The sequence below is a fragment of the Streptomyces sp. bgisy100 genome (assembly GCF_057709105.1).
This window is the reverse complement of sequence record NZ_JBYITE010000004.1, coordinates 40,959-67,870: the sequence shown is the minus strand read 5'-3', so window position 1 is coordinate 67,870 and position 26,912 is coordinate 40,959. Positions and strand designations below refer to the sequence as shown.

General features: G+C 72.0%; 26 protein-coding genes. 20 read left to right on the top strand and 6 right to left on the bottom strand.

Features of this window, described 5'->3' with window-relative positions; all coding sequences use genetic code 11:
- Nucleotides 1-44 precede the first annotated feature (44 nt).
- The 5 genes from AC3EQ1_RS04325 to AC3EQ1_RS04305 all read left to right on the top strand — a co-directional run bounded on the left by AC3EQ1_RS04325 (nucleotide 45) and on the right by AC3EQ1_RS04305 (nucleotide 5,168).
- Complete coding sequence (locus AC3EQ1_RS04325) at nucleotides 45-1,019, top strand: VlmB-like protein (protein ID WP_432092890.1); 975 nt, start codon at nucleotides 45-47, stop codon at nucleotides 1,017-1,019.
- Complete coding sequence (locus AC3EQ1_RS04320; protein WP_432092889.1) at nucleotides 1,016-1,873, top strand: alpha/beta hydrolase family protein; 858 nt, start codon at nucleotides 1,016-1,018, stop codon at nucleotides 1,871-1,873. The genes AC3EQ1_RS04325 and AC3EQ1_RS04320 overlap by 4 nt, the downstream gene beginning before the upstream one ends.
- Before the next feature lie 373 nt (nucleotides 1,874-2,246).
- A complete protein-coding gene (pcaDC, locus tag AC3EQ1_RS04315) occupies nucleotides 2,247-3,611 on the top strand; it encodes a bifunctional 3-oxoadipate enol-lactonase/4-carboxymuconolactone decarboxylase PcaDC (RefSeq protein WP_432092888.1) in 1,365 nt (454 codons plus the stop codon).
- Nucleotides 3,612-3,652: 41 nt separating this feature from the next.
- A complete protein-coding gene (locus AC3EQ1_RS04310) occupies nucleotides 3,653-4,297 on the top strand; it encodes an MBL fold metallo-hydrolase (RefSeq protein WP_432092887.1) in 645 nt (214 codons plus the stop codon).
- 91 nt (nucleotides 4,298-4,388) lie between these two features.
- Nucleotides 4,389-5,168, top strand: coding sequence for an exodeoxyribonuclease III (locus AC3EQ1_RS04305; RefSeq protein ID WP_432092886.1), 780 nt, complete (start codon nucleotides 4,389-4,391; stop codon nucleotides 5,166-5,168).
- Between the two features lie 78 nt (nucleotides 5,169-5,246).
- Here the strand turns inward: AC3EQ1_RS04305 and AC3EQ1_RS04300 are convergent, their stop codons facing one another.
- A complete protein-coding gene (locus AC3EQ1_RS04300; protein WP_432092885.1) occupies nucleotides 5,247-7,055 on the bottom strand; it encodes an SGNH/GDSL hydrolase family protein in 1,809 nt (602 codons plus the stop codon).
- A 181-nt stretch (nucleotides 7,056-7,236) separates the two neighbouring features.
- Between AC3EQ1_RS04300 and AC3EQ1_RS04295 the strand changes: the two genes are divergently transcribed.
- From AC3EQ1_RS04295 to AC3EQ1_RS04275, 5 genes are all read left to right on the top strand, one after another.
- Entirely contained in the window at nucleotides 7,237-7,677 is a 441-nt protein-coding gene (locus AC3EQ1_RS04295) for a DUF6278 family protein (RefSeq protein ID WP_432092884.1), read from the top strand.
- Nucleotides 7,678-7,889: 212 nt separating this feature from the next.
- On the top strand, nucleotides 7,890-8,660 hold the full coding sequence (locus tag AC3EQ1_RS04290) for an amino acid ABC transporter ATP-binding protein (protein ID WP_432092883.1): 771 nt from the start codon (nucleotides 7,890-7,892) through the stop codon (nucleotides 8,658-8,660).
- Between the two features lie 19 nt (nucleotides 8,661-8,679).
- Nucleotides 8,680-9,591, top strand: coding sequence for a glutamate ABC transporter substrate-binding protein (locus AC3EQ1_RS04285; RefSeq protein WP_432092882.1), 912 nt, complete (start codon nucleotides 8,680-8,682; stop codon nucleotides 9,589-9,591).
- A gap of 12 nt (nucleotides 9,592-9,603) precedes the next feature.
- Nucleotides 9,604-10,248, top strand: coding sequence for an amino acid ABC transporter permease (locus tag AC3EQ1_RS04280; protein WP_432092881.1), 645 nt, complete (start codon nucleotides 9,604-9,606; stop codon nucleotides 10,246-10,248).
- Complete coding sequence (locus AC3EQ1_RS04275) at nucleotides 10,245-11,102, top strand: amino acid ABC transporter permease (protein ID WP_432092880.1); 858 nt, start codon at nucleotides 10,245-10,247, stop codon at nucleotides 11,100-11,102. The genes AC3EQ1_RS04280 and AC3EQ1_RS04275 overlap by 4 nt, the downstream gene beginning before the upstream one ends.
- Before the next feature lie 39 nt (nucleotides 11,103-11,141).
- Here AC3EQ1_RS04275 and AC3EQ1_RS04270 read toward each other — a convergent pair whose 3' ends face one another.
- Both AC3EQ1_RS04270 and AC3EQ1_RS04265 read right to left on the bottom strand, forming a co-directional pair.
- Entirely contained in the window at nucleotides 11,142-12,758 is a 1,617-nt protein-coding gene (locus AC3EQ1_RS04270) for a CocE/NonD family hydrolase (RefSeq protein ID WP_432092879.1), read from the bottom strand.
- A 134-nt stretch (nucleotides 12,759-12,892) separates the two neighbouring features.
- Nucleotides 12,893-13,648 carry a hypothetical protein gene (locus AC3EQ1_RS04265; RefSeq protein WP_432092878.1) on the bottom strand — a complete coding sequence of 252 codons (756 nt, stop codon included), beginning with the start codon at nucleotides 13,646-13,648 and terminating at the stop codon, nucleotides 12,893-12,895.
- Nucleotides 13,649-13,899: 251 nt separating this feature from the next.
- Between AC3EQ1_RS04265 and ggt the strand changes: the two genes are divergently transcribed.
- Both ggt and AC3EQ1_RS04255 read left to right on the top strand, forming a co-directional pair.
- Entirely contained in the window at nucleotides 13,900-15,798 is a 1,899-nt protein-coding gene (ggt, locus tag AC3EQ1_RS04260; protein ID WP_432092877.1) for a gamma-glutamyltransferase, read from the top strand.
- A gap of 275 nt (nucleotides 15,799-16,073) precedes the next feature.
- Nucleotides 16,074-16,769 carry a 5-formyltetrahydrofolate cyclo-ligase gene (locus AC3EQ1_RS04255; protein ID WP_432092876.1) on the top strand — a complete coding sequence of 232 codons (696 nt, stop codon included), beginning with the start codon at nucleotides 16,074-16,076 and terminating at the stop codon, nucleotides 16,767-16,769.
- A 24-nt stretch (nucleotides 16,770-16,793) separates the two neighbouring features.
- Here the strand turns inward: AC3EQ1_RS04255 and map are convergent, their stop codons facing one another.
- Nucleotides 16,794-17,561 carry a type I methionyl aminopeptidase gene (map, locus tag AC3EQ1_RS04250; RefSeq protein WP_432092875.1) on the bottom strand — a complete coding sequence of 256 codons (768 nt, stop codon included), beginning with the start codon at nucleotides 17,559-17,561 and terminating at the stop codon, nucleotides 16,794-16,796.
- 49 nt (nucleotides 17,562-17,610) lie between these two features.
- Between map and AC3EQ1_RS04245 the strand changes: the two genes are divergently transcribed.
- The 7 genes from AC3EQ1_RS04245 to AC3EQ1_RS04215 all read left to right on the top strand — a co-directional run bounded on the left by AC3EQ1_RS04245 (nucleotide 17,611) and on the right by AC3EQ1_RS04215 (nucleotide 25,330).
- Nucleotides 17,611-17,868, top strand: a complete 258-nt coding sequence (locus AC3EQ1_RS04245) for a helix-turn-helix domain-containing protein (protein ID WP_432092874.1) — start codon at nucleotides 17,611-17,613, stop codon at nucleotides 17,866-17,868.
- A 28-nt stretch (nucleotides 17,869-17,896) separates the two neighbouring features.
- Nucleotides 17,897-18,277 (top strand): PPOX class F420-dependent oxidoreductase, encoded by a 381-nt coding sequence (locus AC3EQ1_RS04240; RefSeq protein WP_432092873.1) that lies wholly within the window; start codon nucleotides 17,897-17,899, stop codon nucleotides 18,275-18,277.
- A gap of 169 nt (nucleotides 18,278-18,446) precedes the next feature.
- Complete coding sequence (locus AC3EQ1_RS04235; RefSeq protein ID WP_432092872.1) at nucleotides 18,447-20,261, top strand: hypothetical protein; 1,815 nt, start codon at nucleotides 18,447-18,449, stop codon at nucleotides 20,259-20,261.
- Between the two features lie 203 nt (nucleotides 20,262-20,464).
- Entirely contained in the window at nucleotides 20,465-21,307 is an 843-nt protein-coding gene (locus AC3EQ1_RS04230) for a nitrilase-related carbon-nitrogen hydrolase (protein WP_432092871.1), read from the top strand.
- A gap of 56 nt (nucleotides 21,308-21,363) precedes the next feature.
- A complete protein-coding gene (locus AC3EQ1_RS04225) occupies nucleotides 21,364-22,641 on the top strand; it encodes an aspartate aminotransferase family protein (protein WP_432093032.1) in 1,278 nt (425 codons plus the stop codon).
- 109 nt (nucleotides 22,642-22,750) lie between these two features.
- Nucleotides 22,751-24,151 carry a dihydropyrimidinase gene (gene hydA / locus AC3EQ1_RS04220; RefSeq protein WP_432092870.1) on the top strand — a complete coding sequence of 467 codons (1,401 nt, stop codon included), beginning with the start codon at nucleotides 22,751-22,753 and terminating at the stop codon, nucleotides 24,149-24,151.
- 177 nt (nucleotides 24,152-24,328) lie between these two features.
- Nucleotides 24,329-25,330 (top strand): TIGR03842 family LLM class F420-dependent oxidoreductase, encoded by a 1,002-nt coding sequence (locus tag AC3EQ1_RS04215; protein ID WP_432092869.1) that lies wholly within the window; start codon nucleotides 24,329-24,331, stop codon nucleotides 25,328-25,330.
- Nucleotides 25,331-25,407: 77 nt separating this feature from the next.
- Here AC3EQ1_RS04215 and AC3EQ1_RS04210 read toward each other — a convergent pair whose 3' ends face one another.
- Complete coding sequence (locus tag AC3EQ1_RS04210; protein WP_432092868.1) at nucleotides 25,408-25,617, bottom strand: DUF397 domain-containing protein; 210 nt, start codon at nucleotides 25,615-25,617, stop codon at nucleotides 25,408-25,410.
- The gene (locus AC3EQ1_RS04205) at nucleotides 25,614-26,294 is read right to left on the bottom strand and encodes a DUF5753 domain-containing protein (protein ID WP_432092867.1); all 681 of its coding nucleotides are present in this window, start codon (nucleotides 26,292-26,294) and stop codon (nucleotides 25,614-25,616) included. The genes AC3EQ1_RS04210 and AC3EQ1_RS04205 overlap by 4 nt, the downstream gene beginning before the upstream one ends.
- Before the next feature lie 341 nt (nucleotides 26,295-26,635).
- On the opposite strand from AC3EQ1_RS04205, the gene AC3EQ1_RS04200 reads away from it, so the two are divergent.
- Nucleotides 26,636-26,854 (top strand): hypothetical protein, encoded by a 219-nt coding sequence (locus AC3EQ1_RS04200; RefSeq protein ID WP_432092866.1) that lies wholly within the window; start codon nucleotides 26,636-26,638, stop codon nucleotides 26,852-26,854.
- Nucleotides 26,855-26,912: the final 58 nt, after the last annotated feature.

The window sequence follows — 26,912 nt, the reverse complement described above, 5'->3', positions numbered from 1 at the left end:
CCCGCAGATCCCGCCTCCGAACCACCCTCCCCGATGGAGCAATCATGACCACGAGCCCTGTCTCGCCCGCCCTGCCCGCAGAGGTCGACCTCCGGGAGGCTCCCGGTGTCCTGGAGGGCGCCCGGAACCTGGAACTGACACCGGAGACCTGTGACCTCGTCTACTGGTTCGACCATGTCGCGGGCGGGATGCTGCGCCAGTTGCGGGACGGCACGATTCCCGATCCCGAGCCGACCCCTGCGGTGCTGGAGCCCGGCCCGCTGCGGGACGCCCTGCTCACGGAGTTCTCCTTCCGCCACCTGGCCGAGGCCAAGGCGACCAGGGCGCTGACCCAGCTGGTCTTCCACGCGCCGGACGACGCATGTCTCGAGTTCTTCTCGACCCAGCTGATCGACGAGGCCAGGCACGCCCGCGCCTTCCGCGACCACCTGCTGCGCATCGGCGTCCCGGCGGACGAACTCGCCGCCACCGTGGACCGGGTGGCCGCGGCGGACCGTGCCGCGGTGCTGGACCCACTGGAGGACTTCGGCCTCACCGTGCTCCGTGACAACGGCGACTTCTACGGTGGCGTGCTCGTGCTCACCATCCTGGTGGAGGGCGTTCTGGCCCCCGCCGCCGAGCTCAGTGAACGCAAGTGGCGGTGCTTCGACCCCGCCGCCGCGCTGATCGAGCGGGCCGCGAACGTCGACGAGATCCGTCATCTCACCGTCGGCAGTTCGGTGATCCGGCGTCACCTGACGGACCGTCCCGAGGAGCGGGACCGGCTGCTCGACGTCATCGGCAGGGGCCGTGAACTGTGGGAGAAGCTGCCCATGCAGGAGATGCTCATGAAGCGCGAGACACTCTTCCAGCAGGGACTGCAGGAGCACGGTGCGTCGGCCGGGCAGTACGAGGTCTGGCCGGGACGCCTCTTGGTGGACACCACGCCCGAGGAGCGGCTGACCGTCGCCGAACGCTGGTCACAGGAGACGCAACAGGTCCGCCTGGAACACATGCTCCTCGAGGAGACGGCCCGATGACGTCGGCCGAGCTTGCCATTCCGGTACCGGGCCGGGACGTCACGCTGGCCGCAACGCTCATGGAGCCCGAACAGGGTCCGGCCGCGGTGGTGGTGCTGTGGCCCGCACTCGGGGTCAAGGGCTCGTACTACGGGCCGTTCTGCACCGAACTCGTCCGCAAGGGCTTCGCCGTGGTCTGTGTCGACCTGCGCGGGCAGGGAGGGAGCAGGCCGCGGGTCGGCCGGTCGGCCCGTCACGGCTATCACGAGCTGGCGACCCGGGACTGGCCGGCGGTGCTGGAGGTGGTGCGCCGGAGGTACGCCGGGATTCCCTGCTACACGCTGGGGCACAGCCTCGGTGGTCAGGTGTCGGTCCTGCACGCGGCGTCCGCCCCGGACTCGGTCGACGGTGTGGTGCTCGTGGCCGCTGGGTCGGTCGACCACCGCGGCTTCCCGGGCGCCGGTGCCCTGCGGGTGTTCGCGGCCACCCATCTCGTCGCCGGTGTCGGTACCGCCTTCGGCTACTGGCCCGGCGACCGCCTCGGCTTCGCCGGACGTCAGTCGGCGGTGCTGGTGAGGGACTGGGCCCGGATATGCCGCACGGGCCGCTTCGAGCCGACGGATGCCGACGTCGACTACGAGTCCCTGCTCGCGGGGCTGACTCTGCCGGTGCTGGCCGTGTCGGTCGAAGGAGACGACATGGCGCCGGGTTCGGCCGTGGACCGCCTCTGCGCGAAGATGCCCGCGGCGACCGTGCAACGTCACCACCACGGCACCGGCGCAGGCCGTCGGCTCGATCACTTCCGATGGGTGCGGGACTCCGGGGCGATCGCCGACCGGATCGGCGACTGGGCGGCGGCCGCGCCCACCGGATGACCGCCGGCCGTTCGCCGGCGGGCTCCGCCCGAGTGCGGATGAGCGCTGCCGCCCGCTGTTCCCGACCGTCACCCCGGGGCAGCGGGCGGACCGCTTCAGCTTCCACGCAGCACGGCGCACAGATCACGGACGGGAACGGTCCTCGAAGGAGCCGCTTGTACGATACGCGGGCGTCAGATTTGACGTACGTCGCGAAGAGCGGTGTCCCGGATCACATCCTGGCCCCTCGGGTGGGACATACCCGCGTGAAGGCGACGGGGTACGGGAAGCCGGGCGTGGACGATCTTCGTCCGGCAGCTGGAAGTCTGGGGTGGCCCGGTGGAGACCGCAACCCCCGGCGGTGAGATTTTGTGAGATGTGGGAACGTGAGCCGGTGAGCGAGACGACGCCGAAGACCCTGCAATACCGCGTTGACGGGCCGGAACAGGCCCCGGTGCTGGTGCTGGGCCCCGCCCTGGGCACCACCTGGCACATGTGGGACCGGCAGGTCCCCGAGCTGACCCGGCACTGGCGTGTCCTGCGCTTCGACCTGCCCGGCCACGGCGGCGCGCCCGCCTACCCCGCACCGGCCGTGACGGACCTCGCCGACCGTCTCCTCGCCACCCTGGACGAGCTCGGCATCGAGCGCTTCGGCTACGCGGGCTGCTCCATCGGCGGCGCCATCGGTGCCGATGTGGCCCTGCGGCACCCCCGGCGCGTCGCCGCCCTCGCGCTCGTCTCCTCCGCGGGCCGCTTCGGCACCGCGGACGAGTACCGGCAGCGCGGCGTGATCGTCCGCACCAACGGTCTGGACCCCATCGCCCGCTCCGTGCCGGAGCGCTGGTTCACCCCGGCCTTCGCCACCGCCCAGCAGGCGATCGTCGACTGGTCCGTGCAGATGGTGCGCACCACCGACCCGGGCTGCTACATCGCGTGCTGCGAGGCCCTCGCCGCGTTCGACATCCGCGGTGACCTCGGCCGGCTCGCCGTCCCGACGCTGGTCCTCGCGGGCGCCGAGGACCAGGTGACCTCGCCCGCGGACGCCCGGGTCCTCGTTGCCGGCATACCCGACGCCCGCCTCGCGCTGGTCCCCGGCACGTCCCACCTGGCGCCCGTCGAGCAGCCCGGCGCCGTCACCGACCTGCTGGTGCGCCACTTCACGACCTCCTGGCAGGACTCGCCCACGACGATCATGGCGCCGGTGCCCAAGCCCGTCGCCACGCCCGCCCCGACGCCTTCGTCCACGTCCACGCCCGCGCCCACACCCACGCCCGCACCGACTCCGGCGCCGCAGGCCGCCCCCGCTCCGACCCCGCAGCCCGGCCCGGTCGCCGAGATCGCCGCCGAGGCGCCGCCCCAGGTGCCGTCCGGCCCCCGCCCGGACCCCTACGACGCGGGCATGCAGGTCCGCCGCGCGGTGCTGGGCGACGCGCACGTCGACCGCGCCGCGGCCGCCGCCGACGCCTTCACCGGTGACTTCCAGGAGTTCATCACGCGCTACGCCTGGGGCGAGGTGTGGACCAGACCCGGCATCGACCGCCGCACCCGCAGCGTCATCACCCTGACCGCCCTGGTGTCCGGCGGTCACCTCGACGAACTCGCCTTCCACACCCGCGCCGCGCTGCGCAACGGTCTGACTCCCGCCGAGATCGGGGAAGTTCTGCTGCACACCGCCGTCTACTGCGGTGTTCCGGCCGCCAACTCCGCGTTCAAGGTGGCGCAGGAGGTCATCCGGCAGGAGACCACCCCCGAGGCGTAGCAATATGGGCCCCGTAACGGATCAGTGGACCGGGAGGACCCATGGAGCTGACCAAGAAGGGCCACGCCTGCATCCGGCTGGAGAAGGACGGCCAGGTGCTCGTCATCGACCCCGGAGCCTTCAGCGAGGAGGACGCGGCGGTCGGGGCCACCGCCGTGCTGGTGACCCACGAACACCTCGACCACTTCCACGAGGGCCGGCTGCGCGCCGCCCTGGAGGCCGAGCCGTCGGCCGAGATCTGGACCCTGCGCAGCGTCGCCGACCAGCTCGCCGCGGCGTTCCCGGGCCGGGTGCACACCGTCGGCCACGGTGACACCTTCACCGCGGCGGGCTTCGAGGTGGAGGTGCACGGCGAACTGCACGCCGTGATCCACCCCGACATCCCCCGCGTCACCAACGTCGGCTATTTCCTGGACGGATCGGTCTTCCACCCCGGAGACGCGCTGACCGTCCCCGGCCGCCCGGTGGACACGCTGATGCTGCCGGTGCACGCCCCGTGGAACAAGGTGTCCGAGGTCATCGACTACGTCCGCGAGGTGAAGCCGCAGCGGGCGATCGACATCCACGACGCGCTGCTGACCGATCTCGCCCGGCCCGTCTACGACCGGATGCTCGGCCCGGACGGTCCCGGTGTCGGCGGCACGGAGCACCGGCGGATGACCCCGGGGGAGAGCAGCCCGCTCTGAACCCCGGTCCCGGCCGCGGGCCCCTGGGGCTCTCGCCCGTCCCGGGGCCGGGCGGGGCCCGCTGTCCGAGCCGGGCGGTACATTCGGGTCCATGCGCATCGCGACCTGGAACGTCAATTCGATCACCGCCCGGCTCCCCCGGCTGCTGGCCTGGCTGGAGAGCAGCGGCACCGACGTGCTGTGCATCCAGGAGACCAAGTGCACCGACGAGCAGTTCCCGCGCGAGCAGCTCCGGGAGCTGGGCTACGAGGCCGCGGTCAACGCCGACGGCCGGTGGAACGGCGTGGCACTGCTGTCCCGGGTCGGCCTGGAGGACGTCCGCCCCGGCCTCCCGGGCGGCCCCGACTACGACGGCGCCCAGGAGCCCCGCGCCCTCTCCGCGACCTGCGGCGGCGTCCGCGTCTGGTCGGTGTACGTGCCGAACGGCCGGGAGGTCGACCACGCCCACTACGCGTACAAGCTGGCCTGGCTGGAGGCGCTGACCAAGGCGGTCTCGGAGGATGCGGCGGGGGAGCGGCCGTTCGCGGTCCTCGGTGACTACAACATCGCCCCCACCGACGAGGACGTCCACGACCCGTCCGTCTTCGAGGGACTGACGCACGTCACCCCGGCCGAGCGCGAGGCGCTCGCCGCCCTGCGCGGGACGGGTCTGTCGGACGTGGTCCCGCGCCCGCTGAAGTACGACGTGCCGTTCACCTACTGGGACTACCGCCAGCTCTGCTTCCCGAAGAACCGCGGCATGCGCATCGACCTGGTGTACGCGAACGGCCCCTTCACCCGGGCGGTGAAGGACGCGTACGTGGACCGCGAGGAGCGCAAGGGCAAGGGCGCCTCCGACCACGCCCCGGTGGTCGTGGACCTGGAGCTGTAGCCGCCGGGCCGGGACCTCTCGCCGCCGGTCAGGGCCCTGGCCCGGTTCCGGCCCCGGTGCAGGTCCCGGCCGTTGGGGTCAGGGCACCAGCGTGCGCAGATCCACCGACTCGGCGAGCGCTCGCAGCCCCGCGTCCCCGGGGTGCAGATGGTCGCCGCTGTCGTACGCCGGCAGCATCCGTGTGGGCCGGGCGGGGTCCCGGATCACCGCGTCGAAGTCCAGCACGGCGCCGAACACCCCGGCGCCGTTCCGGGCGCCCTCCTGACGCAGCCAGGTGTTGACGGCCGCCCGCCGGGCCTCGACCTCCGCCGAGCAGCCCGGGTAGCCCTCGCAGGGCGCGATCGTCGCCGCCACCACCCGCAGCCCCCGCGCCCGCGCCCGCTCCGCGACCGCCCGCAGCCCGGCGACGACCTCCTCCGCCGGGGTGCCCCAGCGGACGTCGTTGATCCCCTGGAAGACGACGACCGTCCGCGCCCCGGTCGCGGCGAGCACATCGCGGTCCAGCCGGTGCTGGGCGCTCACCCCGCCGGTGTCGGTGCTCACCCCGTCGCCCGGGTACCGGTCGGTGACCACGCGGTTCGCGGAGATCCCCGCGTTGAGCACCCCGTAGCGGGGCACGGCGCTCTGCTCCCGCAGCCGCCCGGCCAGCACGTCCGGCCAGCGCCGGTTGGCGTCCACGGTCGACTTGTCGCCATCGGTGATGGAGTCGCCGAGCGTCACCACCGAACCCGGCCCGCCCCCGGTGTCGACCCCGGTGAGCAGCGGCCACGTGGTGAGCGACTCGGTGAAGGTGCCGCCGTCGAGGTCCCCGGTGCGGTCGCCGCTGCCCGGAGCGCTGAGGAACGAGCGCTGGTTGGCCCGGCTGTGCACCGGTACCTCCGTCACGGTGCCCGGAAGGTGGATGCTGACCAGCAGGTTCGCATCCGGCGGCACCCGGAACCCGAGCGGGTCGCTGTACGCCTCGGCGCCCGCGGGGATCGCGGTGCCCGGCCGCCCGCCGAAGCGCAGCGGCACCGGCCGGGCCGCCGCGGCGGCCCCGGACCCCTGCACCGCCACCGAGGCGTGCCCGATGCGGGCCGGTGTCCGCGCGAAGGTGTTGGCGAGCCGGATACGGACCCGGGGGCCGCCCGTGCTGGTGTGCACGACGAGCCGCAGCGTCCGGTCCGTCCACGGCCCGACCGCGGTGTACCCCGAGGCGGGCGCCGACCAGCTGCCCGTCCAGCCGCCCGCCGGTTCCCGCACCGCCGCGGCGAAGACGTGCAGGTCGGCGCCGGGGCCGGGGTCCGCGGGAAGCGTCACGGAGCTGATCTCCCGGCCCCGGGCCACCGGCACGGCGACCGCGTACAGCCGGGCGGTCTCCGCGAGCGGCCCGTCCGGTGTGTTGAGGTGCGGCAGGGCCACCGCCTTGGTGCTCAGCGGACCGGTGCGCCAGTCGGGCGCGGTGAGGGTGTACGTGCTGCGGGAGCCGTCCCGGTAGTGCACGGTGCCGGTGCCGACCGCCGTCCCGCCGACCCCCGCGACCAGGAAGGACACCGCGTCGCCGCGACCGCTCAGCCGCACCTGCTGGCCGTCGGCGCGGACGTTGTCGGGTCGCCCGGCGGCGGACCGAGGCCAGCTCAGCCGGGCGCCGTCGAGCCCGATCCGGCGCCCGGGGGTCCAGCCCGCCGCGGCCAGCGCCTGCGCGGACAGCGACCGGCCGGCCCCGTCGAAGTCGGCCTCCCCGGGCCGGGCGTCGTCGCTGACCGCCCGGTTGTCGAAGAGCCGCTCCAGGGGGAGCGGCTCCGTACGGTGCGTCTCGGCGAGCGCGGGCGTGATGGCCGCGGCGAGCGCCAGCAGCACGCCTCCCGCGACCGTTCCCGCAGCTGTCCTGCGTCCTCCGCCTGGCATGGCTGGTCCCTCCCGCATCCGAGCTGGTCCGACGGGTGCGGCATGAACGTAGGGAGTCGACTGCGGAGCGTCAATGATCCCCGCCCGAACTGCGGTTGAATTCCCGCCCGACCGGAACGGTCAGGACCTGGTCGCGCGTCCCTGTGGTGCGGTGCCCGGTCGGGATGCCACCCTGAACGGTATGCACATCCCTTTCCTGGACAACTGGCGCAAGCGGCACGGGGCGGCACACGGAGTCGCCGTCCTGGGCCCCTCCCAGGACGATCCCGAAGGGGTGGCCGAACTCCTCTCCGAATGCGCACTCCTCCGTGACCAGGCGGCGTCCGCGGGACTGGAACTCGACGACTCCCCACGGTCCTTGGAAGCGCTCGACCAACTGCTGCCCCGCTGGCGCGACGACCCCGAGGAGTTGCCCTGGCTCGGCAACGACGCCGGCCTCTACCTCGGCACGGTGATCGTCCGCACCGTGCCGGAGGCCGCCTGGCAGGTGTGGCCGAACGGCCAGCCCGTCGTGCGGCTCCCCTCCGGCCGGGAGATCAATGTGGTGGAGGCGGGCCTGGACTGGGCGGTCAGTGGCGCCCCCGAGCTGTCCCAGATCTACGCGGAGGCCTCGGAGGACTGACCGGGCCGCGCAGGACGCCGCGCCGGGGACGCTCCGCGCTCCCGGGGCGCGTCACCTGGCGCGCCCGCCACCCCACCGCGCCACCCCACCCCCCGTCGCCAGGGGCAAAATACGGTTATTTCCGCAGTGGTGCGTGTCGGGGCGAAGCACCGCAATTCGCTGGATAGTTTGCGCTGCACGCGCGACAACCGGGGAAAGGCGGTGGGCCGGGCATGGTGGTCGACGGAGCCGGGACCGTCTCCGCAGCCGATCCGTTGATCGAGCTGCGCGACGTCAACAAGTACTTCGGACAGCTGCACGTCCTCCAGAACATCGACCTCACCGTGGACCGCGGTGAGGTCGTGGTGGTCATCGGCCCCTCCGGCGGCGGGAAATCGACGCTGTGCCGGACCATCAACCGGCTGGAGACCATCGACTCCGGCCGGATCACCGTGGACGGCAGCCCGTTGCCCGAGGAGGGGCGCGCCCTCGCGAAGCTGCGCGCCGACGTCGGGATGGTGTTCCAGTCGTTCAACCTCTTCGCGCACAAGACGGTGCTGGAGAACGTGATGCTGGCGCCCACCAAGGTGCGCGGACGCCGCAAGGACGAGGCCGAGCGGCGCGCCCGGGAACTCCTCGACCGGGTGGGCCTGGCGTCGCAGGCGCCGAAGTACCCCGCGCAGCTCTCGGGCGGCCAGCAGCAGCGCGTCGCGATCGCCCGCGCGCTGGCGATGGACCCGAAGGTGATGCTCTTCGACGAGCCCACCTCGGCCCTCGACCCGGAGATGATCAACGAGGTGCTGGAGGTGATGCGGCAGCTCGCCCGGGACGGCATGACCATGGTCGTCATCACCCACGAGATGGGCTTCGCGCGCTCGGCCGCGAACCGGGTGGTGTTCATGGCCGACGGCCGCATCGTCGAGGACCGCACCCCCGAGGGCTTCTTCACCGAGCCCGAGAGCGACCGGGCCAAGGACTTCCTGTCCAAAATCCTCAAGCACTGAGCAGGGAAACGGGGACCTGATGCGCCTGCACCGTACGATCGCCGCACTCGCCCTCGGAGGGCTGGCGTTCCTCGCCGCCGGGTGCGGCAAGGAGGGCAGCCCTCCGATCAAGGGCCCGCAGCCCGACCAACTGCCGGTCTACCAAGTCGACGAGAACTTCTCCCTGCCCTCCTCCCCGACCTGGAAGAAGGCGAAGTCCCGCGGAAACCTGGTGGTGGGCGTCAAGGACGACCAGCCCTACCTGGGCGAGAAGGACCCCGCCACCGGGGCCTACTCGGGCTTCGACATCGAGATCGCCAAGATGACGTCCGCCTCCCTGGGCTTCGCGCCCGACACGGTCGACTTCCGGACCATCGCCTCCGCCAACCGGGAGACCGCCCTGCAGAACGGGCAGATCGACTACTACGTCGGCACCTACACCATCAACGACATGCGCAAGAAGCTGGTCGGCTTCGCCGGTCCGTACTACGTGGCGGGCCAGCGGCTGCTCGTCCGCGCCGACGAGCGCTCCATCCGCGGTCCGCAGGACCTGGCCGGCAAGAAGGTCTGCTCGGCCTCCGGCTCGACCCCGCTGCAGCGCATCCAGGAGGACTACCCGCAGGCCGAGGCCATCGCGTACGACACCTACTCGGTCTGCGTCGACAACCTCCTGACGCTGCAGGTGGACGCGGTCACCACCGACGACACCATCCTGCTCGGCTACGCCGCCAAGGTCCCCGACGAGCTGCGGGTCGTCGGCAAGGCCTTCTCCAAGGAGCCGTACGGCATCGGCGTGATCCGCAGCGACAACGCGCTGCGGTTCGCGATCGACGACGCGCTGGAGGCCAACGAGAAGAACGGCAACTGGAATAAGGCGTACCAGGCGACACTCGGCCAGTCCGGGGTCCCCGCGCCCGCGCCGCCGCCCATTGACCGCTATCCGGCGAACTGAGCCGGGCCGGCCATGGACGTTCTCCTCGACAACTGGTCCCTCTACGGCGAGGGCTTCTGGGGCACCGTGCAGTTGACGATCTTCGCCTCGCTGCTCGCCCTCGGCCTCGGCGTCGTCATGGCGGCGTTCCGGGTCGCGCCGGTCCGGTCGCTGCGCTCCTTCGGCACCGCCTGGGTGACCGTGCTGCGGAACACTCCGCTCACCCTGCTGTTCTTCGCGGTGCTGCTGGGCCTCCCGCGCTTCGGTGTGGTGCTGCCCTTCCAGACCTTCGCGATCCTCGCCCTGGGCTGCTACACCTCGGCCTTCATCTGCGAGGTCGTGCGGTCGGGCATCAACACCGTCCCGGTCGGCCAGGGGGAGGCGGCGCGCAGCCTGGGCATGAGCTTCCCCCAGGCCCTCGGCCTGATCGTGCTGCCCCAGGCCTTCCGCAGCGTCATCCCACCGGTCGGTTCCACGCTGATCGCTCTGGCCAAGAACTCCGCGATCGCCGGGTCGTTCAGCGTCACCGAGCTGCTGGGGGTCTACAAGCCCCTCAACGAGATGGGGTACAGCATCATCTGGGCGTTCGTCTGGATCGCCGTCGGCTATCTGATCGTCACGCTCGCCATCAGTGCCCTGTTCCATCTGCTGGAGAAGCGCTGGGGAGTGGCCCGGTGACCGATACCGTTCTCTACGACGTCCCGGGGCCCAGGGCGCGCAGCCGGCACCGTCTCTACGGCGTCGCCGCGTCCCTCGTCATCGCCGGACTCATCGCCTGGGTCTGCTATCTCCTCGTCGACACCGGCCAGTTCGAGGCGGAGAAGTGGCGCCCCTTCGAGTACGAGGGCATCCAGCGGCTGCTGCTGGAGGGCCTGGGCAATACCCTCAAGGCCTTCGGCCTGGCGGCGGTGCTCTCCCTCGCGCTCGGCGCGGTCCTCGCCGCCGGCCGCCTCTCGGAGCACCGGCCGCTCCGCTGGGCCGCGACCCTGTGCGTGGAGTTCTTCCGCGCCATGCCGGTGCTGGTGATGATCTTCTTCATCTTCGTGGCGCTGAAGGTCCAGCCGCTGCCCGCGCTCGTCGCCGGACTGACCCTCTACAACGGCTCGGTGCTGGCCGAGGTGTTCCGGGCCGGCGTCCTCGCGGTCGACCGCGGACAGCGCGAGGCGGCCTACTCCCTGGGGATGCTCAAGTCACAGGTCATGACACACGTCCTGGTGCCGCAGGGGGTGCGGGCGATGCTGCCGGCCATCATCAGCCAGCTCGTGGTGGCGCTGAAGGACACCTCCCTCGGCTTCCTCATCACCTACGAGGAGTTCCTCCAGGCCGGCAAGCTGATCGCCACCAACCTCAACTACGACCTGCCGTTCATCCCCGTGGTGCTGGTGATCTCGCCCATCTACATCGGGATGTGCATGCTGCTGTCCTGGTTCGCCAACTGGGTGGCCAAGCGGGAGCGGCGCAGTGTGAAGACCCGGGGCGCGCAGGTGGCGAAGGCGGAGCCGGGGCCGATGGTGCCGGGCGTCAAGCCCTGACCCCGCCGGCCCCGTCCGCCGTCGGTCCGTCCGCCCGGACTACTTCCGCAGCGGCACCTCGAGGTACGAGGGATCCTCGGCCGGGGAGGAGAAGCTGAGCTTCGCCCAGCTCGGGTTGTGCTCGATGTAGAGCGGGTCCACGGTGTCGACGACCACCGCGAGCCGGTGCCCGGCCTTCACGTCGTACGCGGTGGAGAAGAGGTCCAGATCCACCCCGAACGGCGTGCCAGGCGTCCGCCCGTGGAAGGTGAACGGGGCGTGGCTGACCAGCTTGCCCATGCCGAGCGGGCCCACGTCGTAGAGGTAGGCCACGGCGGTGCCGCTCTCGTGCGTGCTGGTCACCGTGGTGTGCAGCTTCGCGGTGCCCCGGATCCGCTGCGGGGTGTCGTACCGCTCGGACTGCCAGACGGACGCGAAGGCGCGGGGCAGCAGCGGCACCGAGGCCATCGGCGGGATCTTGAGGAACTGCTCCAGGGCGTTCGAAAGGATGGCGATGCCGCCGTTGGCGCCGGAGTCGACGTTCGCGAAGATCCGCTTGTCGCCCTCCAGCGGGATCCGCCGGGTCGTGGACGGCACGGCCTTCCAGTCCGGGTAGCCCTCGTACCCCTCCGAGGAGCGGGACTTGAGCTGGACGGGCTGCTCCTTGTCGATGCCGTTGTCCTCGCCCCGGAGGTAGTGGTCGAACCAGCGCCGGGTGTTCGTCCAGGTGTCGTTGGGCAGGCCGAGCAGGCCCAGCCCCTCGGCGGTGGCGTGGTCGCCCGGCCGGAACTCCAGGCGCTTGGGGCCGGTGAGCTTCTCGTAGAAGTCGGCGTACTGGTTGGGCGGGAAGATGCTGTCGCCCCAGGCGTTGCCCATCATGATCGCCGCGCCGTTGTCGTTGATGCGGTCGAGGTAGGTCGCGGGGGAGCGCTTCCGGCCCCAGGCCAGCAGTTCGTCCTCCTTGTCCAGCCGGGAGGCGAGGAAGTCCGCGGTGACCCGCTCGAATTCGGGGCTGGGCCGGCCCGTCACCTTGCCGAGCCCGGAGAGCAGCCCGCTGGCCTGGAGGTGCTGGGTGCGCTCGCTGTAGATGGAGTCGGTGAGGTCGGCCCAGCCGCTCATCGCCGCGACGGCCTTGATGCGCTTGTCGAAGCCGGAGGCGAGCAGGGTGATGCCCGCGCCGTAGGACACTCCGGCCATGCCGATCCGGTCGGGGTCCGCCGGGGTATTGGCCAGGGCCCAGTCGATGACCTCGGAGGCGTCGGCGATGTCCTGCGGACCGGCGACCTCGATGTTGCCGCCGGACTGCCAGAAGCCGCGCACGTTGTAACTGACCACGACATAGCCGGAGTCGGCGAGCTTCTTCGCCTGCGCCAGGTACTCCACCTGCGGCATGCCCCAGCTGGTGGGCAGGACGATCACGGGATGGCGCCGCCGGCCGTCCGCGCCGGGCGGGGTGACCACATTGGCCTTGAGGACCGTGCCGCCGTCGCCCTTGATGTCCACGAACCTGACGTCCGGCAGGCCTTGTGCGGACGCCGTACCGGCGGGCGCCGCACGGGCCGCGGCCGGGGCCGCCGCCGGGGCGGCGGTGGCCGGGGCGAAGGCCGTTCCGGCGAGTACGGCTGCCGAGACGGCGCCCACCGCCGAGGTGCGGAATGCCGTGCGCGGGTGTCCCATGGCGGAGCTCCTCCCGTTGCCGCCGGCCTCGTCGCCGACGCGCGCCTGCCAAGTGACCCGACGGTAACCCCAGAGCCTTACCGTCGGTAATGGCCCCGCAAGTTACGTGAGAGTAACGATCGTTGACATCTTGATTACTCGGCGGCGTCGCCCGGTTGCGGCGTGCCAGAAGCCGACGTCGGAGCCGGTGTGGTCGCGGCCCGCGTGACATCGGCGACCAGCTCGACCACATCCGGGCCGTACGCCTCGGAGTTGACCACCTTCAGCAGCAGGCAGAACGTCCCGCTGCCGTGCTTGCGGGCCAACGCGGTGTGGTGCCGGGCGAGATAGCGGGCCGCGGCATGGTTGGCGTTGGAGTGCTGACCGCAGGCGAGGAAGAGCGGACGCCGGTCCTCCCCGGCGGCCACCCGGGCCAGCAGCACGTGCTCGACCGCGCCGGAGGTGAGGAGGTACCGCTCGTTCCCGATCGTGTAGGCACCGCGCTCCGGGCCCGGTGCGTCGTCGGTGTTCACCCGCACTCCCGGCAGCAGCGTCCGCAGATGCGCGGCCATCCGCTGGTTCGACACCGGGCCGCCGATGCAGAACTCGGTGCGCTCCCCGAAGCCCTGCTGCACGGCGTCGTGCGCGACGACCTGCATCTGGGCGCCGCACTCCTTGATGAGGGCGGAGAGTTCCAGCAGGGCGAAGACGTCGCGCCGGGCGACACTCCAGTCCCCGCCCGCCTTGCGGTTCACCACCAGCAGGCATTCCGCGTGGTCCGGCAGCCCGAAGAACCGCTGCTTGCGGCGGAGCGTGCGCCGCCACAGATAGGTACGGGTGCACCAGCCGATCGCCGCGGCGACGCCGGTGGCTATGACTCCGAGGACGATATTGCGCAGGTCGTCGTTCATGGGCGGGGATGGTAGCGGGGCGGGAGGAGCGGTGTCGGGGGCCGGCTTCGGGGAGCCGCGGACCACGCACGGCCGCGGATCGGCGACTGCCGCGCACGGTGCGCAGGACGGGCCGACGATTGCCGTGCACGGTGCGCAGGACGGGCCGACGACTGCCGCGCACGGGCCCCGGTTTCCTGTCCCGGAACGGGCTTCCGGCCTCCCCGCGGCGAAGTTAGGCTGCCGGACACCGTTGCCCCGTGGAGGTATGGATGCTGCGTCGCTCCCGTCGTACCGGCCCGACCGCGCGCCCCGCACCGGCCGCCGTACGGACCGTGTCCCTGCTCGCCGCCGCCGCGGCCGTCCTCTCCGCCACCGCCGCCGCCCCGCCGGGACCGCCGGACACCGCCCCCGGGGACTCCGGGCACCGGGCCGCGCCTGCCGCGCACCGGGCCGGACCTGCCGCGCCCCCGCCCAAGTCGCCCGTCGCGGTGGGCCACGGAGGTGCCGTCTCCAGCGTCGACCCGGACGCTTCGGCGGCCGGAATCGAGGTGCTGAGGAAGGGCGGCAACGCGGTCGACGCCGCCGTGGCGACCGCCGCCGCGCTGGGCGTCACCGAGCCGTACTCGGCCGGGGTCGGCGGCGGCGGATTCCTCGTCCACTACGACGCGAAGCGCCGCACGGTGCAGACCATCGACGGCCGCGAAACCGCCCCCCGCAGTGCGGAGAAGGATCTCTTCCTGGAGGACGGCAAGCCGGTCCCGTTCGCCGAGGCGGTCACCAGCGGCCTCGGCGTCGGCACCCCGGGCACCCCCGCCACCTGGGACGCCGCGCTGAAGGCATGGGGCAGCAGGTCCCTCGGCCAGGTGCTGAAACCGGCGGAACGGCTCGCCCGCGACGGCTTCACGGTCGACCGGACCTTCCGGCAGCAGACCGCCGACAACGAGGCCCGCTTCCGGGACTTCCCGGCCAGCGCCGAACTCTTCCTGCCCGGCGGGAAACTCCCGGAGATCGGCTCGACCTTCACCAACAAGGACCTGGCCCGCACCTACGCCGGCCTGCGCAGCGAGGGCATCGGCCCGTTCTACCGGGGAGCGGCGGCCCGCGACATCGTCCGGACCGTCCGCAAGCCTCCCGTCGCCCCGGGGGCCGACCGCGAGGTCCGGCCCGGCGACCTGACGGCCGCCGACCTCCGGTCGTACGCGCCCAGACGCCAGGCCCCCAGCCGCACCGCCTACCGCGGGCTCGACGTCTACGGCATGGCGCCCTCCTCGTCCGGCGGGACCACGGTCGGCGAGGCGCTCAACATGCTGGAGCGCACCGATGTATCCCGGCTCGGCGAACGGGACTATCTGCACCGCTACATCGAGGCCAGCCGGATCGCGTTCGCCGACCGCGGCCGCTGGGTCGGCGACCCGGCCTTCGAGGACGTGCCGGCCCGGCAGCTGCTCTCCCAGCGCTACGCCGACTCGCGCGCCTGCCTGATCAAGGAGGACGCGGCCCTGACGAGCCCGGTCGCCCCCGGCGACCCGCGCCACCCCGGCCGCGGCTGCGACAGCCGCGGCACCGCCGCCCCGACCCCGTACGAAGGGGAGAACACCACCCATCTGACGGTCGCCGACAAGTGGGGCGACGTCGTCGCCTACACCCTCACCATCGAGCAGACCGGCGGCAGCGGCATCACCGTGCCCGGCCGCGGCTTCCTGCTCAACAACGAGCTCACCGACTTCTCGTTCGCGCCCGCGAACCCGGCCGTCCACGACCCGAACCTGCCCGGCCCGGGCAAGCGGCCGCGCTCCTCGATGTCCCCGACGATCCTGCTCGACCACGGCAAGCCGGTTCTGGCCCTCGGCTCCCCGGGCGGCGCGACGATCATCACCACCGTCCTCCAGACGCTGACCAACCACCTGGACCGCGGCATGCCCCTCGTGGACGCCATCGCCGCACCCCGGGCCAGCCAGCGCAACGCGGAGACCACCGAACTCGAACCGGGCCTCTGGAACAGCCCGGTGCGCGGCCGGCTCGAAGCGCTGGGCCACCGGTTCAAGCAGAACCCGGAGATCGGCGCCGCCACCGGAGTCCAGCGCCTGCCCGACGGCAGGTGGCTCGCCGCGGCGGAGAAGGAACGGCGCGGCGGGGGGTCGGCGATGGTGGTGCGTCCGGCGGGGTAGGTGTTTGCGGTCGCAGGGGTCGGCGGGGCGTGGTGGTGGCTCGCAGCGGATACTCAGCGGGTTGCCGCCCACTCGGGGCAGTGCGGGTGTGCGTCGACGCTTGTCGGCGATGACGGCGGTGCTCCGCAAGTGGGCAGGCGATGGTCCGGACTCGTCGAGTCTTCGAGGTCGTCGCCGAGTTGGACCGGCGCTGATGACGGCTGCGTGAAGTGGACGGAGACACCGGTGGCAGCCATCTCGCTGAACCAGGCCAAACAAGCCGTACGCACCCAAGCATGGGACGTTCTCACCGCCGCCGATGCGGTCCACGATGCCTCCGTGCACGGCCGCATCCCGAACTTCAAGGGCGCCGACGAAGCCGCAGCCCGTCTGGCAGCGCTGCCCGCTTGGCAGCGCTGCCCGCTTGGCAGCGTGCCGGCACCATCAAAGCCGTCCCGGACAAGGCTCAGCTTCCGGTGCGGGCGCGGGCACTGGAGGAGGGAAGGACTGTCTACATGGCCGTGCCGAAACTCGCCACCCGCGAACCCTTCTACCTTCTCGACCCGGCCGTGCTCACCGTCCCGCCCAAAGAGGCTGCCGTCAGCCGGACCGCCGCGATCATCGCCCCCACTGTCGAGGTCGATGCCCTCCGGCCGTTGGACCTGATCGTCCTCGGCAGCGTCGCCGTCGACCGGGACGGGGCCCGTATCGGCAAGGGCGCCGGGTACTCGGACATCGAATTCGCGCTGCTCACGGAAGCCGGTCTGGTGACCCCGGCGACCGTGGTCGTCACCACGGTCCATGGGCTCCAGGTGACCGAGGACCCGATCCCCACCGGCGAGCACGATGTGGGCGTCGACCTCATCGTCACCCCGGACGAGACCATCGTCTGCCCGAACCCGCACCGACCTTCCGGCATCCGTTGGTCGGATCTCATGCCGGAGCAGATCGCCGCGATTCCCGCGCTCGCGGCACGGCACCGCGGCCGATGAGAGTGCGGGCTCCGGAACGTCGGCTCAAAGCGCCGTGAGCACCCGTGGCCCGTCGTCCGTGACGGCGACGGTGTGTTCCGTGTGGGCCGCTCGTGATCCGTCGGTGGTGAGCAGGGTCCAGCCGTCGGCGCCGGTGCGGTATTCGTCGCGGCCGCCGGCCAGGAGCATCGGTTCGATCGCCAGCACCATGCCGTGCCGCAGCGGCATTCCGCGGCCGGGGCGGCCCTCGTTGGGGACGGGCGGGTCCTCGTGCATCCGGCGTCCCACGCCGTGGCCGCCGTAGTCGGCCATGATGCCGTAGCCCGCGTCGCGGCAGACCCGGCCTACGGCGTGGGAGATGTCGCCGATCCGGGCGCCGGGGACAGCAGCCGCGATGCCGGCCTCCAGGGCCGCCTCCGCCGTCGCGATCAGCCGCAGATCGGCCGGACGGGGGGTGCCGACGGTGAAGCTGACCGCCGCGTCGCCCGCCCAGCCGTCCACGACCGCCCCGCAGTCCACGCTCACCAGGTCGCCGTCGCGCAGCCGCTGGTCGGACGGGATGCCGTGCACGATCGCGTCGTTGACGGAGATGCAGACGACGGCGGGAAAGGGGGTCGGGGCGAAGTGCGGGCGGTAGCCGAGGAACGGGGAGCTCGCACCCGCGTCGCGCAGCACCCCGCGGGCGACCTCGTCCAGCTCCCGGGGGGACACTCCGACCTCGGCGGCACCCCGCACCGCGTCCAGCGCCTCCGCCACCACGCGCCCGGTCGCGCGCATGGCGTCCAGCGCCGTGTCCGTCTTGATCTCCACCATGGGTCGGCCTCCTTGCTCCAATTCTTATACCGGTATTAGTATCACGGTCATGGTCCGTACTCCTCTCACTCCCGAAGAGCGCGAACGCGGTGAACGGCTCGGCGCGCTGCTGCGCGAGGCCCGCGGCGAGCGCAGCATGGTGCAGGTCGCCGCGGCGGCCGGGCTCTCCGCGGAAACCCTCCGCAAGATCGAGACGGGGCGGGCCCCGACCCCCGCGTTCTTCACCGTCGCCGCGCTGGCCGGCGCCCTCGGCCTCTCCCTGGACGAGCTGATGGGGCGGTGTGTGCCGGTGACCGCCACCGGGTGACGGGGGAGCGATGGGGGAGAGTGGTCCCATGACCCCGGAAGAACTGGGCCGCAGCCCCTACGTCAGCCTCGTCACCCGCCGGCGGAACGGCACCCCCGTCCCCACCCCCGTCTGGGCGGTGGCGGACGGCGGTGAGCTCTTCGTCTGGACCCGCAGCGACTCCGGAAAGGTGAAGCGCATCCGCAACAGCGGGCGGGTGCGGGTTGCCGTCTGTGATGTGCGCGGCCGGGTGCCGGAGGGCGCGCCGTACGCGGAGGGGGAGGCGAGGCTCCTCGACGCCGAGGGTCTGCGCCGGGTCCGCAAGCTGCTCGCGCGCAAGTACGGCTGGCGCTTCCGGTTCGTCGACGGCGGAGGGGCGCTCGTCCGGCTCGGCAAGCGGCCGCACACGGCCATCGCCGTCACGTTCTGAGGCGGCCTGCGCGCCCGTCGCCCGCACGTTCTGCCGTCACGGGTTCTGCGGACCCCCGTGCGCTTGACGAAAACTGTCCGTAGCATGCCTGTCACTCTCGCCTAACGCGGCGGGTGTCGAATGCCAGCAGACCTCGTGGCCCTCGCGGCCCGGGGAGGAGGGGCAGGCAATGCGGGACAGGCAACTCCCCGATGCCGTGACGGAGTTCGCGGACTATCTGCGCCGACTCCTGGACGCGCTGGATCCGGAAACCGGCTGGTACGGCGTCTTCGCCCAGCGCGACCCCGAGGGGGTACGGGCCTGTCTGGCCGGCTCCGAGGTGCTGCCCTGGGACGTGGTCGACGCCCTCCTCCAGGACCTCGCCGTCCGGCACGGTGAGATGTCCGCCGAGCAGCAGCGCCCGCTGGCCGAGCGGCTGCACCGCGCGTCGGTCGCCGCGCACGACCGCCGGGAGGGCGGCCGGGACGCGCTGCTCGACCGGCTGGACGTGATGCGCCGCGAGCAGCAGTACGCCGGGGCCCGCGAGCGGGAGTTGGCCGACGAGCTCACGGCGCGCGGCGGCGCCCCGTCCGACGGCGACGGGCTGGCCACGGATCTCGCCTGGGCCCGGGACGACCACGAACGGGCCGCCGCCCGCTGCGCGGAGCTGCGCAGCCGGCTCGCGGTGCTGGACGAGGCCGTTCCGCCGCCGGGCGAGGGGCCGCTGGGCTTCGGGACGGGACACGAGGACCTCGGGTACCCCGGTTTCCTGGAGCACCACGGGTTCGGCGGGCCGGAAGGGGCGGGCACCGGTCCCGCGGAAGCCGGCGCGGGCCGGGCCGGTGATCCGGGACGGGGCGCGGACGTGGCCCGGGACCCGGGCGCCGTCGAGAGAACGGGTGTCGTGGAGAGACCGGGGGCGGGCGAGAACGCCGGCGGGCTCCTGCGGGGTGCGCGGTTCGCGGGGCTGGACGAGCCGGCCGTGCCCGCCGCGGGGCCGGAAGCCGCCGGGGACCCGGAACCCGCCGCGGTGCCGGAGGCGCCCTGGTTCCCCGCGGCCCCGACGGTCGTGGCGCCGCCACAGAACGCTGAGCCCGGAGCGCCCGGTGCGTCCCGCGGGTTCCGCGAGTTCCTCAAGTCCCCCGAGGCTCCCGAGTTCCGCGACTTCCGTGACCTCCCCGAGCCCGTCGAGCACGCCGATTCCGCCGAGCACTCCGAGCCCGCCCGGCCGCGCGGTGCCCGCTTCGCCGGTGCCTTCGAGGCCCCGCGGACCCGGTCCGCGAAGCGGGCGGCGGCCCGCGCCGACTCGGCCGATTCCACCGATTCCGGCACCCGGTGGACCGACCCCGCCGAAGCCGGTCAAGCAGCCGCCGCACGTGACCCGGAGCCCGCCGACGACAGCGGCCAAGAGGCCCCCGCAGCCTCCCGTTCCACCCTGGAGGCCACCCCGTCCGCCGCCGGGGCCGCCGCGCGTTCCACCACCGAGACCGTGGCCCGGCTCGCCGCCCTCCGTGCCGCGGGCAGCGGCGGCGCGGCGTACGTCGTCCTGTGCGAGGCCGTGGCCGGGCCTCCCGAGCAGTTGCCGTCGCTGTTCGCCGCGCTGGAGGGCGCCGGGCTCGCCGCCGACGTGGCCACCCTGCTCTGGGAGGCGGCCTGTCTGCCGCCGTCCGCCCTCGCCGCCGCGGCCGGAGCGCTCTCCGGCGCGGGCCGCACCGCGGACTGCGGCGCCCTGCTGCGGCAGGCCGTGGCCCGTCCGCCGGCCGAGGTCGCGGAGATCGCCCTGGCGCTGCTCGCCGCCGACCGCTCGACCGAGTCGGACGTCCTGCTCACCGCGCTGCTGCGGACCCGGACCCCCGAGGAGGCGGTGCGCGTGGCGGAGAGCGAGCCGGGGAAGCTCGTACCCCTGCTGCTCGGTACCGCCCGCCGGATCTCCCGGCACTGCCGCCGGGACCTCGCCCACGCGCTCCGGATGGCGGGGGCGCCGGGCGCGCCGAAAACCGTCTGACGGGGCGTCGCGGTACGTCCGATGTGGCCCGTTGCGGTACGAAACTTGATCGACTGCGCCGGTGGACGGCGATGGTCTTGCCACGGTGCGTGACGGGGCTTACGTTCTCCATCTACGTTCGTGTCTACGTGCGTAGAGGCTCTCTGACGTCCGCGGGGGAGCGGGGCGACGCCGCCCCGTACAGCGCAGTGAAGGAGCAGCTCATGGCCCATGTCGTCCGCGCCGCACTGGTTCAGGCCTCCTGGACCGGCGATACCGAGTCCATGATCGTGAAGCATGAGGAACATGCCCGCGAGGCCGCCCGGCAGGGCGCCCAGGTGATCGGCTTCCAAGAGGTCTTCAACGCCCCGTACTTCTGCCAGGTGCAGGAACCCGAGCACTACCGCTGGGCGGAACCGGTACCCGACGGCCCCACCGTCCGCCGGATGCAGACCCTCGCCCGCGAGACGGGCATGGTGATCGTCGTGCCCGTCTTCGAGGTCGAGCAGTCCGGCTTCTACTACAACACCGCCGCCGTCATCGACGCCGACGGCACCGTCCTCGGCACCTACCGCAAGCACCACATCCCCCAGGTCAAGGGCTTCTGGGAGAAGTACTACTTCAAGCCCGGCAACCTGGGCTGGCCCGTCTTCGACACCGCCGTCGGCAAGGTCGGCGTCTACATCTGCTACGACCGCCACTTCCCCGAGGGCTGGCGGCAGCTCGGCCTGAACGGCGCCCAGCTCGTCTACAACCCGTCCGCCACCTCCCGCGGACTCTCCGCCTACCTCTGGCAGCTCGAACAGCCCGCCGCCGCCGTCGCCAACGAGTACTTCATCGCCGCGATCAACCGGGTCGGGCAGGAGGAGTACGGCGACAACGACTTCTACGGCACGAGCTACTTCGTCGACCCGCGCGGCCAGTTCGTCGGCGACACCGCCAGTGACAAGGAGGACGAACTCGTCGTCCGGGACCTCGACTTCGGCCTGATCGACGAGGTCCGGCAGCAGTGGGCCTTCTACCGCGACCGCCGCCCCGACGCGTACGAGGGGCTGGTGAAGCCGTGACCGCCGTCCCTCCCTCGTCCTCGCACCAGGCGCTGCTGGGCCGGCACCGGTCCGTGATGCCCGACTGGCTCGCCCTCTACTACCGCGACCCCCTGGAGCTCACCCACGGCGAGGGCCGCCACGTCTGGGACGCCGACGGCAACCGCTACCTCGACTTCTTCGGCGGCATCCTCACCACCATGACCGCGCACGCCCTGCCCGAGGTCACCAAGGCCGTCAGCGAGCAGGCCGGACGCATCATCCACAGTTCCACCCTCTACCTCAACCGCCCCATGGTCGACCTGGCCGAGCGCATCGCCGCGCTCTCCGGCATCCCGGACGCCCGGGTCTTCTTCACCACCTCCGGCACCGAGGCGAACGACGCCGCGCTGCTGCTCGCCACCGCGTACCGCCGGTCGAACCAGATCCTGGCGATGCGCAACAGCTACCACGGGCGGTCCTTCTCCACCGTCGGGATCACCGGCAACTCCAGCTGGTCGCCCACCACTCTGTCCCCGCTCCAGACCCTCTACCTGCACGGCGGCATCCGCACCCGGGGCCCGTTCGCGGAGCTGTCGGACGCGGAGTTCATCGCGGCGTGCGTCGCCGACCTGGAGGACATGCTCGCGCAGGTCCAGCACGGCTCGGTGGCCGCGCTGATCGCCGAACCGGTGCAGGGCGTCGGCGGGTTCACAGCACCCCCCGACGGCCTGTTCGCCGCATTCCGCGACGTCCTCCAGCAGCAGGGCATCCTCTGGATCTCCGACGAGGTGCAGACCGGCTGGGGCCGGACCGGCGAGCACTTCTGGGGCTGGCAGGCCCACGGCGCCGCGGGGCCGCCCGACTTGCTGACCTTCGCCAAGGGCATCGGCAACGGCATGTCCATCGGCGGCGTCGTCGGCCGCGCCGAGGTGATGAACAGCCTGGACGCCAACTCCATCTCCACCTTCGGCGGCAGCCCCGTCACCATGGCCGCGGGCCTCGCCAACCTCACCTACCTGCTCGAACACGACCTCCAGGGCAACGCCCGGCGCGTCGGCGGACTCCTCATCGAGCGGCTGCGGGCCGTCGCGGCGGGGCTCCCCGTCGTACGGGAGGTCCGCGGCCGGGGCCTGATGATCGGCCTCGAACTGACCGACATCGACGGCGCGCCGTCGGCCCACGCCGCCGGGCTGGCCCTCGAATACGCCCGGGAGAACGGTCTGCTCATCGGCAAGGGCGGCCGCGAGGGCCACAGCCTGCGCGTCGCCCCGCCGCTCAGTCTGAGCGTCGCCGAGGCCGAGGAGGGCGCCGCCCTCCTCGAGGACGCGCTGCGCCGGGTGCAGGCCGACATGGAGAAGGAGCGCCGGCCGTGACGGCCGCAGCCGCCCGGCGCGCGGCGGGCGACGGCCGGGCCCAGACATCCCCTCCGGCCGGGGCGCACCACCCGGCCGCTCCGACCCCGGAAGCGAAAGGACGGCAGCCATGACGCGCACCGTCATCCGCAACGGCCTCGTCATCACCGCGGCCGAGGAAATCCACGCCGACCTCCTCATCGAGGACGGCCGGATCGCCGCCCTCGCCGCCCACGGCAACGACTTCGCCCAGCGCTGGACCGCCGACCGGACGATCGACGCCACCGGCAAGTACGTCATCCCGGGCGGCGTGGACGCCCACACCCACATGGAGCTGCCCTTCGGCGGCACCTTCGCCTCCGACACCTTCGAGACCGGCACCCGGGCGGCGGCCTGGGGCGGCACCACGACCATCGTCGACTTCGCCGTGCAGACCAAGGGCCACAGCCTGCGCGAGGGGCTCGACGCCTGGTACGCGAAGGCCGACGCGAACTGCGCGATCGACTACGGCTTCCACATGATCCTCTCCGACGTCAACGACGGCACGTTGAAGGAGATGGACCTGCTGGTCGCCGAGGGGATCACCTCGTTCAAACTGTTCATGGCCTACCCCGGGGTGTTCTACAGCGACGACGGGCAGATCCTGCGGGCGATGCAGCGCGCGGAGTCCAACAGCGGGCTGATCATGATGCACGCCGAGAACGGCATCGCGATCGACGTCCTCGTCGAACAGGCCCTCGCGGCGGGACGCACCGACCCGCGCCACCACGGCGAGGTGCGCAAGGTGCTGCTGGAGGCCGAGGCCACGCACCGGGCCATCCAGCTGGCCCGGGTGGCGGGGGCGCCGCTGTACGTGGTGCACGTCTCCGCCGAGGAGGCGGTCGCGGAGCTGGCGCGCGCCCGGGACATGGGGCTGCCCGTCTTCGGCGAGACCTGTCCGCAGTACCTCTTCCTGTCCACCGACAACCTCGCCGAGCCGGACTTCGGGGGCGCCAAGTACGTGTGCAGCACGCCCCTGCGGCCCCGGGAGCACCAGGCCGCGCTCTGGCGGGGTCTGCGGACCGACGACCTCCAGGTGGTCTCCACCGACCACTGCCCGTTCTGCTTCTCGGGCCAGAAGGAGCTGGGCCGCGGCGACTTCTCCAAGATCCCGAACGGGCTGCCCGGCGTCGAGAACCGCATGGACCTGCTGCACCAGGCCGTCGTCGACGGGCACATCTCCCGCCGCCGCTGGATCGAGATCGCCTGCGCCGCCCCGGCCCGGATGTTCGGGCTCCACGGGCGCAAGGGCACGCTCACCCCGGGCGCCGACGCCGATGTCGTCGTCTACGACCCGCATGCCGAGCAGACCATCTCCGCCGAGACCCACCACATGAACGTCGACTACTCGGCGTACGAGGGCAAGCGGATCACCGGCCGGGTGGAGACCGTGCTCTCCCGCGGCGAACCGGTCATCACCGAGCGGGAGTTCACCGGCCGTGCCGGACACGGCCAGTACGTACCGCGCGGCACCTGCCAGTACGTGGACTAGCGCCCCCCTGCACGAAACCGTCCGGACCCGACCGGGCCCGACGTACCAGTCCGGCTCCGACCGGCCGGCACCCCGCCAGGGCCGTACCTCGGGACCGGGCCGTATCCCGATCAGGGCAACACCGATCAGGGCAAGAAACCGATCAGGGCAGTACCCCGAACAGGAGCAGCTGTGCCCATGGACTTCGGACTCGTTCTGCAGACCGACCCGCCCGCCTCGTCCGTCGTCAGCCTGATGCGCCGCGCCGAGCGCAACGGCTTCAGCCACGGCTGGACCTTCGACTCGGCGGTGCTGTGGCAGGAACCCTTCGTCATCTACAGCCAGATCCTCGAACACACCGAGCGGATGACCGTCGGCCCGATGGTCACCAACCCGGGAACCCGCACCTGGGAGGTGACCGCGTCGACCTTCGCCACCCTCAACGACATGTTCGGCAACCGCACCGTCTGCGGCATCGGCCGCGGGGACTCCGCCATGCGGGTGGCCGGCCGGCCACCCAACACCCTGGCCCGGCTGGGGGAGGCCATGTCCGTCATCCGCGACCTCGCCGAGGGGCGGGAAGCGGTCGTCGGCGGAACACCGCTGCGCATCCCCTGGGTGAAGGACGGGAAGCTGCCGGTCTGGATGGCGGCCTACGGGCCCAAGGCCCTCGCCCTCGCCGGGCAGCGGGCGGACGGGTTCATCCTGCAGCTCGCCGATCCGTTCCTGACGGAGTGGATGATCCGGGCCGTGCGCACCGCGGCCGAGGAGGCCGGACGCGACCCCGACTCCCTGACCATCTGCGTGGCCGCCCCCGCCTACGTGGGTGACGACCTGGCCCACGCCCGGGAGCAGTGCCGCTGGTTCGGCGGCATGGTCGGCAACCACGTGGCCGACCTGGTCTCCCGCTACGGCGAGCACTCCGGCCTGGTGCCCGAGGCCCTCACCGAGTACATCAAGGCCCGCGAGGGCTACGACTACAGCCACCACGGCCGGACCGGGAACCCGGACACCGCCTTCGTCCCCGACGAGATCGTGGACCGCTTCTGCCTGCTCGGCCCGCCGCAGGCGCACATCGAGCAGCTCCGGGCCCTGCGGGAGCTGGGGGTCGACCAGTTCGCGCTGTACGCCATGCACGACGCCAGGGAGGCCACCATCGACGCCTACGGCGAGCAGGTGATCCCGGCCCTCAACGGCTGACCCGCAACGGCCGACCTGCAGAGGCCCCCTCCTGAGGCGTTCCGGGAGGGGGCCTTCTGCGGTTCGGCGTACGCGCGCTACGCGGGGAATTCCCCTGCCTGCACACCCGTGACGAACGCGGACCACGCGGCCGGCTCGAACATCAGGGCCGGGCCTTCCGGGTCTTTGCTGTCCCGGACGGGAACGGTGCCGTGGGCGCTGACGTGCGCCGGGGACCACTCCAGGCAGTTACCGCCCTCTGCGCTGCTGTAGCTGGACTTGACCCACTGGGTCGGACCGATCTTCACAACAGTGTCTCCATCTGCTGAACGATCAAACGCGCGCTGTCCCGTGCCGAAAGCGCGTCGCTCGTGAGTTCATCGTAGGTACGGAGCGCCGTCCGCACGTCGGACGGATCTTCAACGATACCGGCGGTCCGATAGCTCTCCACGCAGACAGTGACCGTGTGGCTCGGGGCAGTCAAGAGCGTCACGGGCCAGTCGCTGAACAGGTGCGCAGGCGCGTCCAGCGGAAGGATCTGGATGCGGACAGTCGGGCGTTCCCCAGCTTCCAGCAAGACCCCCAGTTGGCGGCGCATGATGTCCGGCGGGCAAAAACGACGCCGAAGAACGGACTCACAGAGCACCACACGGATGTCGGGGGGAGTCTCCGAGTCCAGCAGGGCCTGGCGCGTGAGCCGGTTGGCAATGAACGCCGCCACCTCATCGTCCCCCGCAAGAGGGGCGCCCCCCTTGAACAAGAGCCGCGCATAGTCGGCCGTCTGGAAAAGCCCGGGGACGATGGTTGGGGACCATTCGCGGATCACCAGGGCCGTCCGTTCAAGGGCCATGCGTTGTCGGTACAGCGACGGGAAGGACCGCGCTACGGCGTCCTCATAGAGACGCTTGAACTTCCCGTCCGTCCCGAAGACCTGGTCCAATCGAGGTGGAAGGTCCGGAGGAATGGGCCCTTTGCGCGTCTCCACACGGGAGATCGTGCTTTTGGAAGTCCTGGTCAGCCTCGCCAGCTGAGTCTGGTTCAGAGGCTCATCCGGGTACAGCTCACGCGCGCTCCGACACTCCTCGGCGAACTCCCGGCGTGGGTCGTCTGCACCCTGTCCGTCTCCTGATGCCCCTCCGTTCACGTCCATAACTCCCCCTGACCATTGACCTGGTCACGTGCGGTCGTCGCGTCATCCACGCCGGTCAACGGCGTACGCATATGCCAGCCCGACCAACGCCCAGGTTGGGCGCTGAAGCTCTCCTCACAGTACCGATTCCTACCCCATTCTTGTCACCAACCAGCCACACACAGTGAGGGGTTCGGATGGCTGAGCATGGTGCATCGGTGTCCAGCGGCGTCGTGGGCCCGGAAGTGGCCGGAGCCGAAGGCGGCCCCGGGCAGCCGACGCCGGACACCGTGACGTTCGCTCCGTGGATTCCGCTTCCCGCCGGCATCCCGCGGGGCCCGTACACCCGGCCGGACCGGGAACTCCTGAAGCGGCACGTGGCCGGACTGGAGTGGATGCGCGATGAGTCGGAGTGAGAACGCACCGCCGGGACCTGTGCTGTCGGCCGGCTCGAAGCTGGAGCCCGTCCCTGTC

Bases quoted from the DNA above. Each gene is read 5' to 3' on its own strand.
- AC3EQ1_RS04325 (WP_432092890.1), top strand. From the start codon at position 45: ATGACCACGAGCCCTGTCTCGCCCGCCCTGCCCGCAGAGGTCGACCTC.
- AC3EQ1_RS04320 (WP_432092889.1), top strand. From the start codon at position 1,016: ATGACGTCGGCCGAGCTTGCCATTCCGGTACCGGGCCGGGACGTCACG.
- AC3EQ1_RS04310 (WP_432092887.1), top strand. From the start codon at position 3,653: ATGGAGCTGACCAAGAAGGGCCACGCCTGCATCCGGCTGGAGAAGGAC.
- AC3EQ1_RS04305 (WP_432092886.1), top strand. From the start codon at position 4,389: ATGCGCATCGCGACCTGGAACGTCAATTCGATCACCGCCCGGCTCCCC.
- AC3EQ1_RS04300 (WP_432092885.1), bottom strand. From the start codon at position 7,055: ATGCCAGGCGGAGGACGCAGGACAGCTGCGGGAACGGTCGCGGGAGGC.
- AC3EQ1_RS04295 (WP_432092884.1), top strand. From the start codon at position 7,237: ATGCACATCCCTTTCCTGGACAACTGGCGCAAGCGGCACGGGGCGGCA.
- AC3EQ1_RS04290 (WP_432092883.1), top strand. From the start codon at position 7,890: ATGGTGGTCGACGGAGCCGGGACCGTCTCCGCAGCCGATCCGTTGATC.
- AC3EQ1_RS04285 (WP_432092882.1), top strand. From the start codon at position 8,680: ATGCGCCTGCACCGTACGATCGCCGCACTCGCCCTCGGAGGGCTGGCG.
- AC3EQ1_RS04280 (WP_432092881.1), top strand. From the start codon at position 9,604: ATGGACGTTCTCCTCGACAACTGGTCCCTCTACGGCGAGGGCTTCTGG.
- AC3EQ1_RS04270 (WP_432092879.1), bottom strand. From the start codon at position 12,758: ATGGGACACCCGCGCACGGCATTCCGCACCTCGGCGGTGGGCGCCGTC.
- AC3EQ1_RS04265 (WP_432092878.1), bottom strand. From the start codon at position 13,648: ATGAACGACGACCTGCGCAATATCGTCCTCGGAGTCATAGCCACCGGC.
- ggt (WP_432092877.1), top strand. From the start codon at position 13,900: ATGCTGCGTCGCTCCCGTCGTACCGGCCCGACCGCGCGCCCCGCACCG.
- AC3EQ1_RS04255 (WP_432092876.1), top strand. From the start codon at position 16,074: ATGGGACGTTCTCACCGCCGCCGATGCGGTCCACGATGCCTCCGTGCA.
- map (WP_432092875.1), bottom strand. From the start codon at position 17,561: ATGGTGGAGATCAAGACGGACACGGCGCTGGACGCCATGCGCGCGACC.
- AC3EQ1_RS04245 (WP_432092874.1), top strand. From the start codon at position 17,611: ATGGTCCGTACTCCTCTCACTCCCGAAGAGCGCGAACGCGGTGAACGG.
- AC3EQ1_RS04240 (WP_432092873.1), top strand. From the start codon at position 17,897: ATGACCCCGGAAGAACTGGGCCGCAGCCCCTACGTCAGCCTCGTCACC.
- AC3EQ1_RS04235 (WP_432092872.1), top strand. From the start codon at position 18,447: ATGCGGGACAGGCAACTCCCCGATGCCGTGACGGAGTTCGCGGACTAT.
- AC3EQ1_RS04230 (WP_432092871.1), top strand. From the start codon at position 20,465: ATGGCCCATGTCGTCCGCGCCGCACTGGTTCAGGCCTCCTGGACCGGC.
- AC3EQ1_RS04225 (WP_432093032.1), top strand. From the start codon at position 21,364: ATGCCCGACTGGCTCGCCCTCTACTACCGCGACCCCCTGGAGCTCACC.
- hydA (WP_432092870.1), top strand. From the start codon at position 22,751: ATGACGCGCACCGTCATCCGCAACGGCCTCGTCATCACCGCGGCCGAG.
- AC3EQ1_RS04215 (WP_432092869.1), top strand. From the start codon at position 24,329: ATGGACTTCGGACTCGTTCTGCAGACCGACCCGCCCGCCTCGTCCGTC.
- AC3EQ1_RS04200 (WP_432092866.1), top strand. From the start codon at position 26,636: ATGGCTGAGCATGGTGCATCGGTGTCCAGCGGCGTCGTGGGCCCGGAA.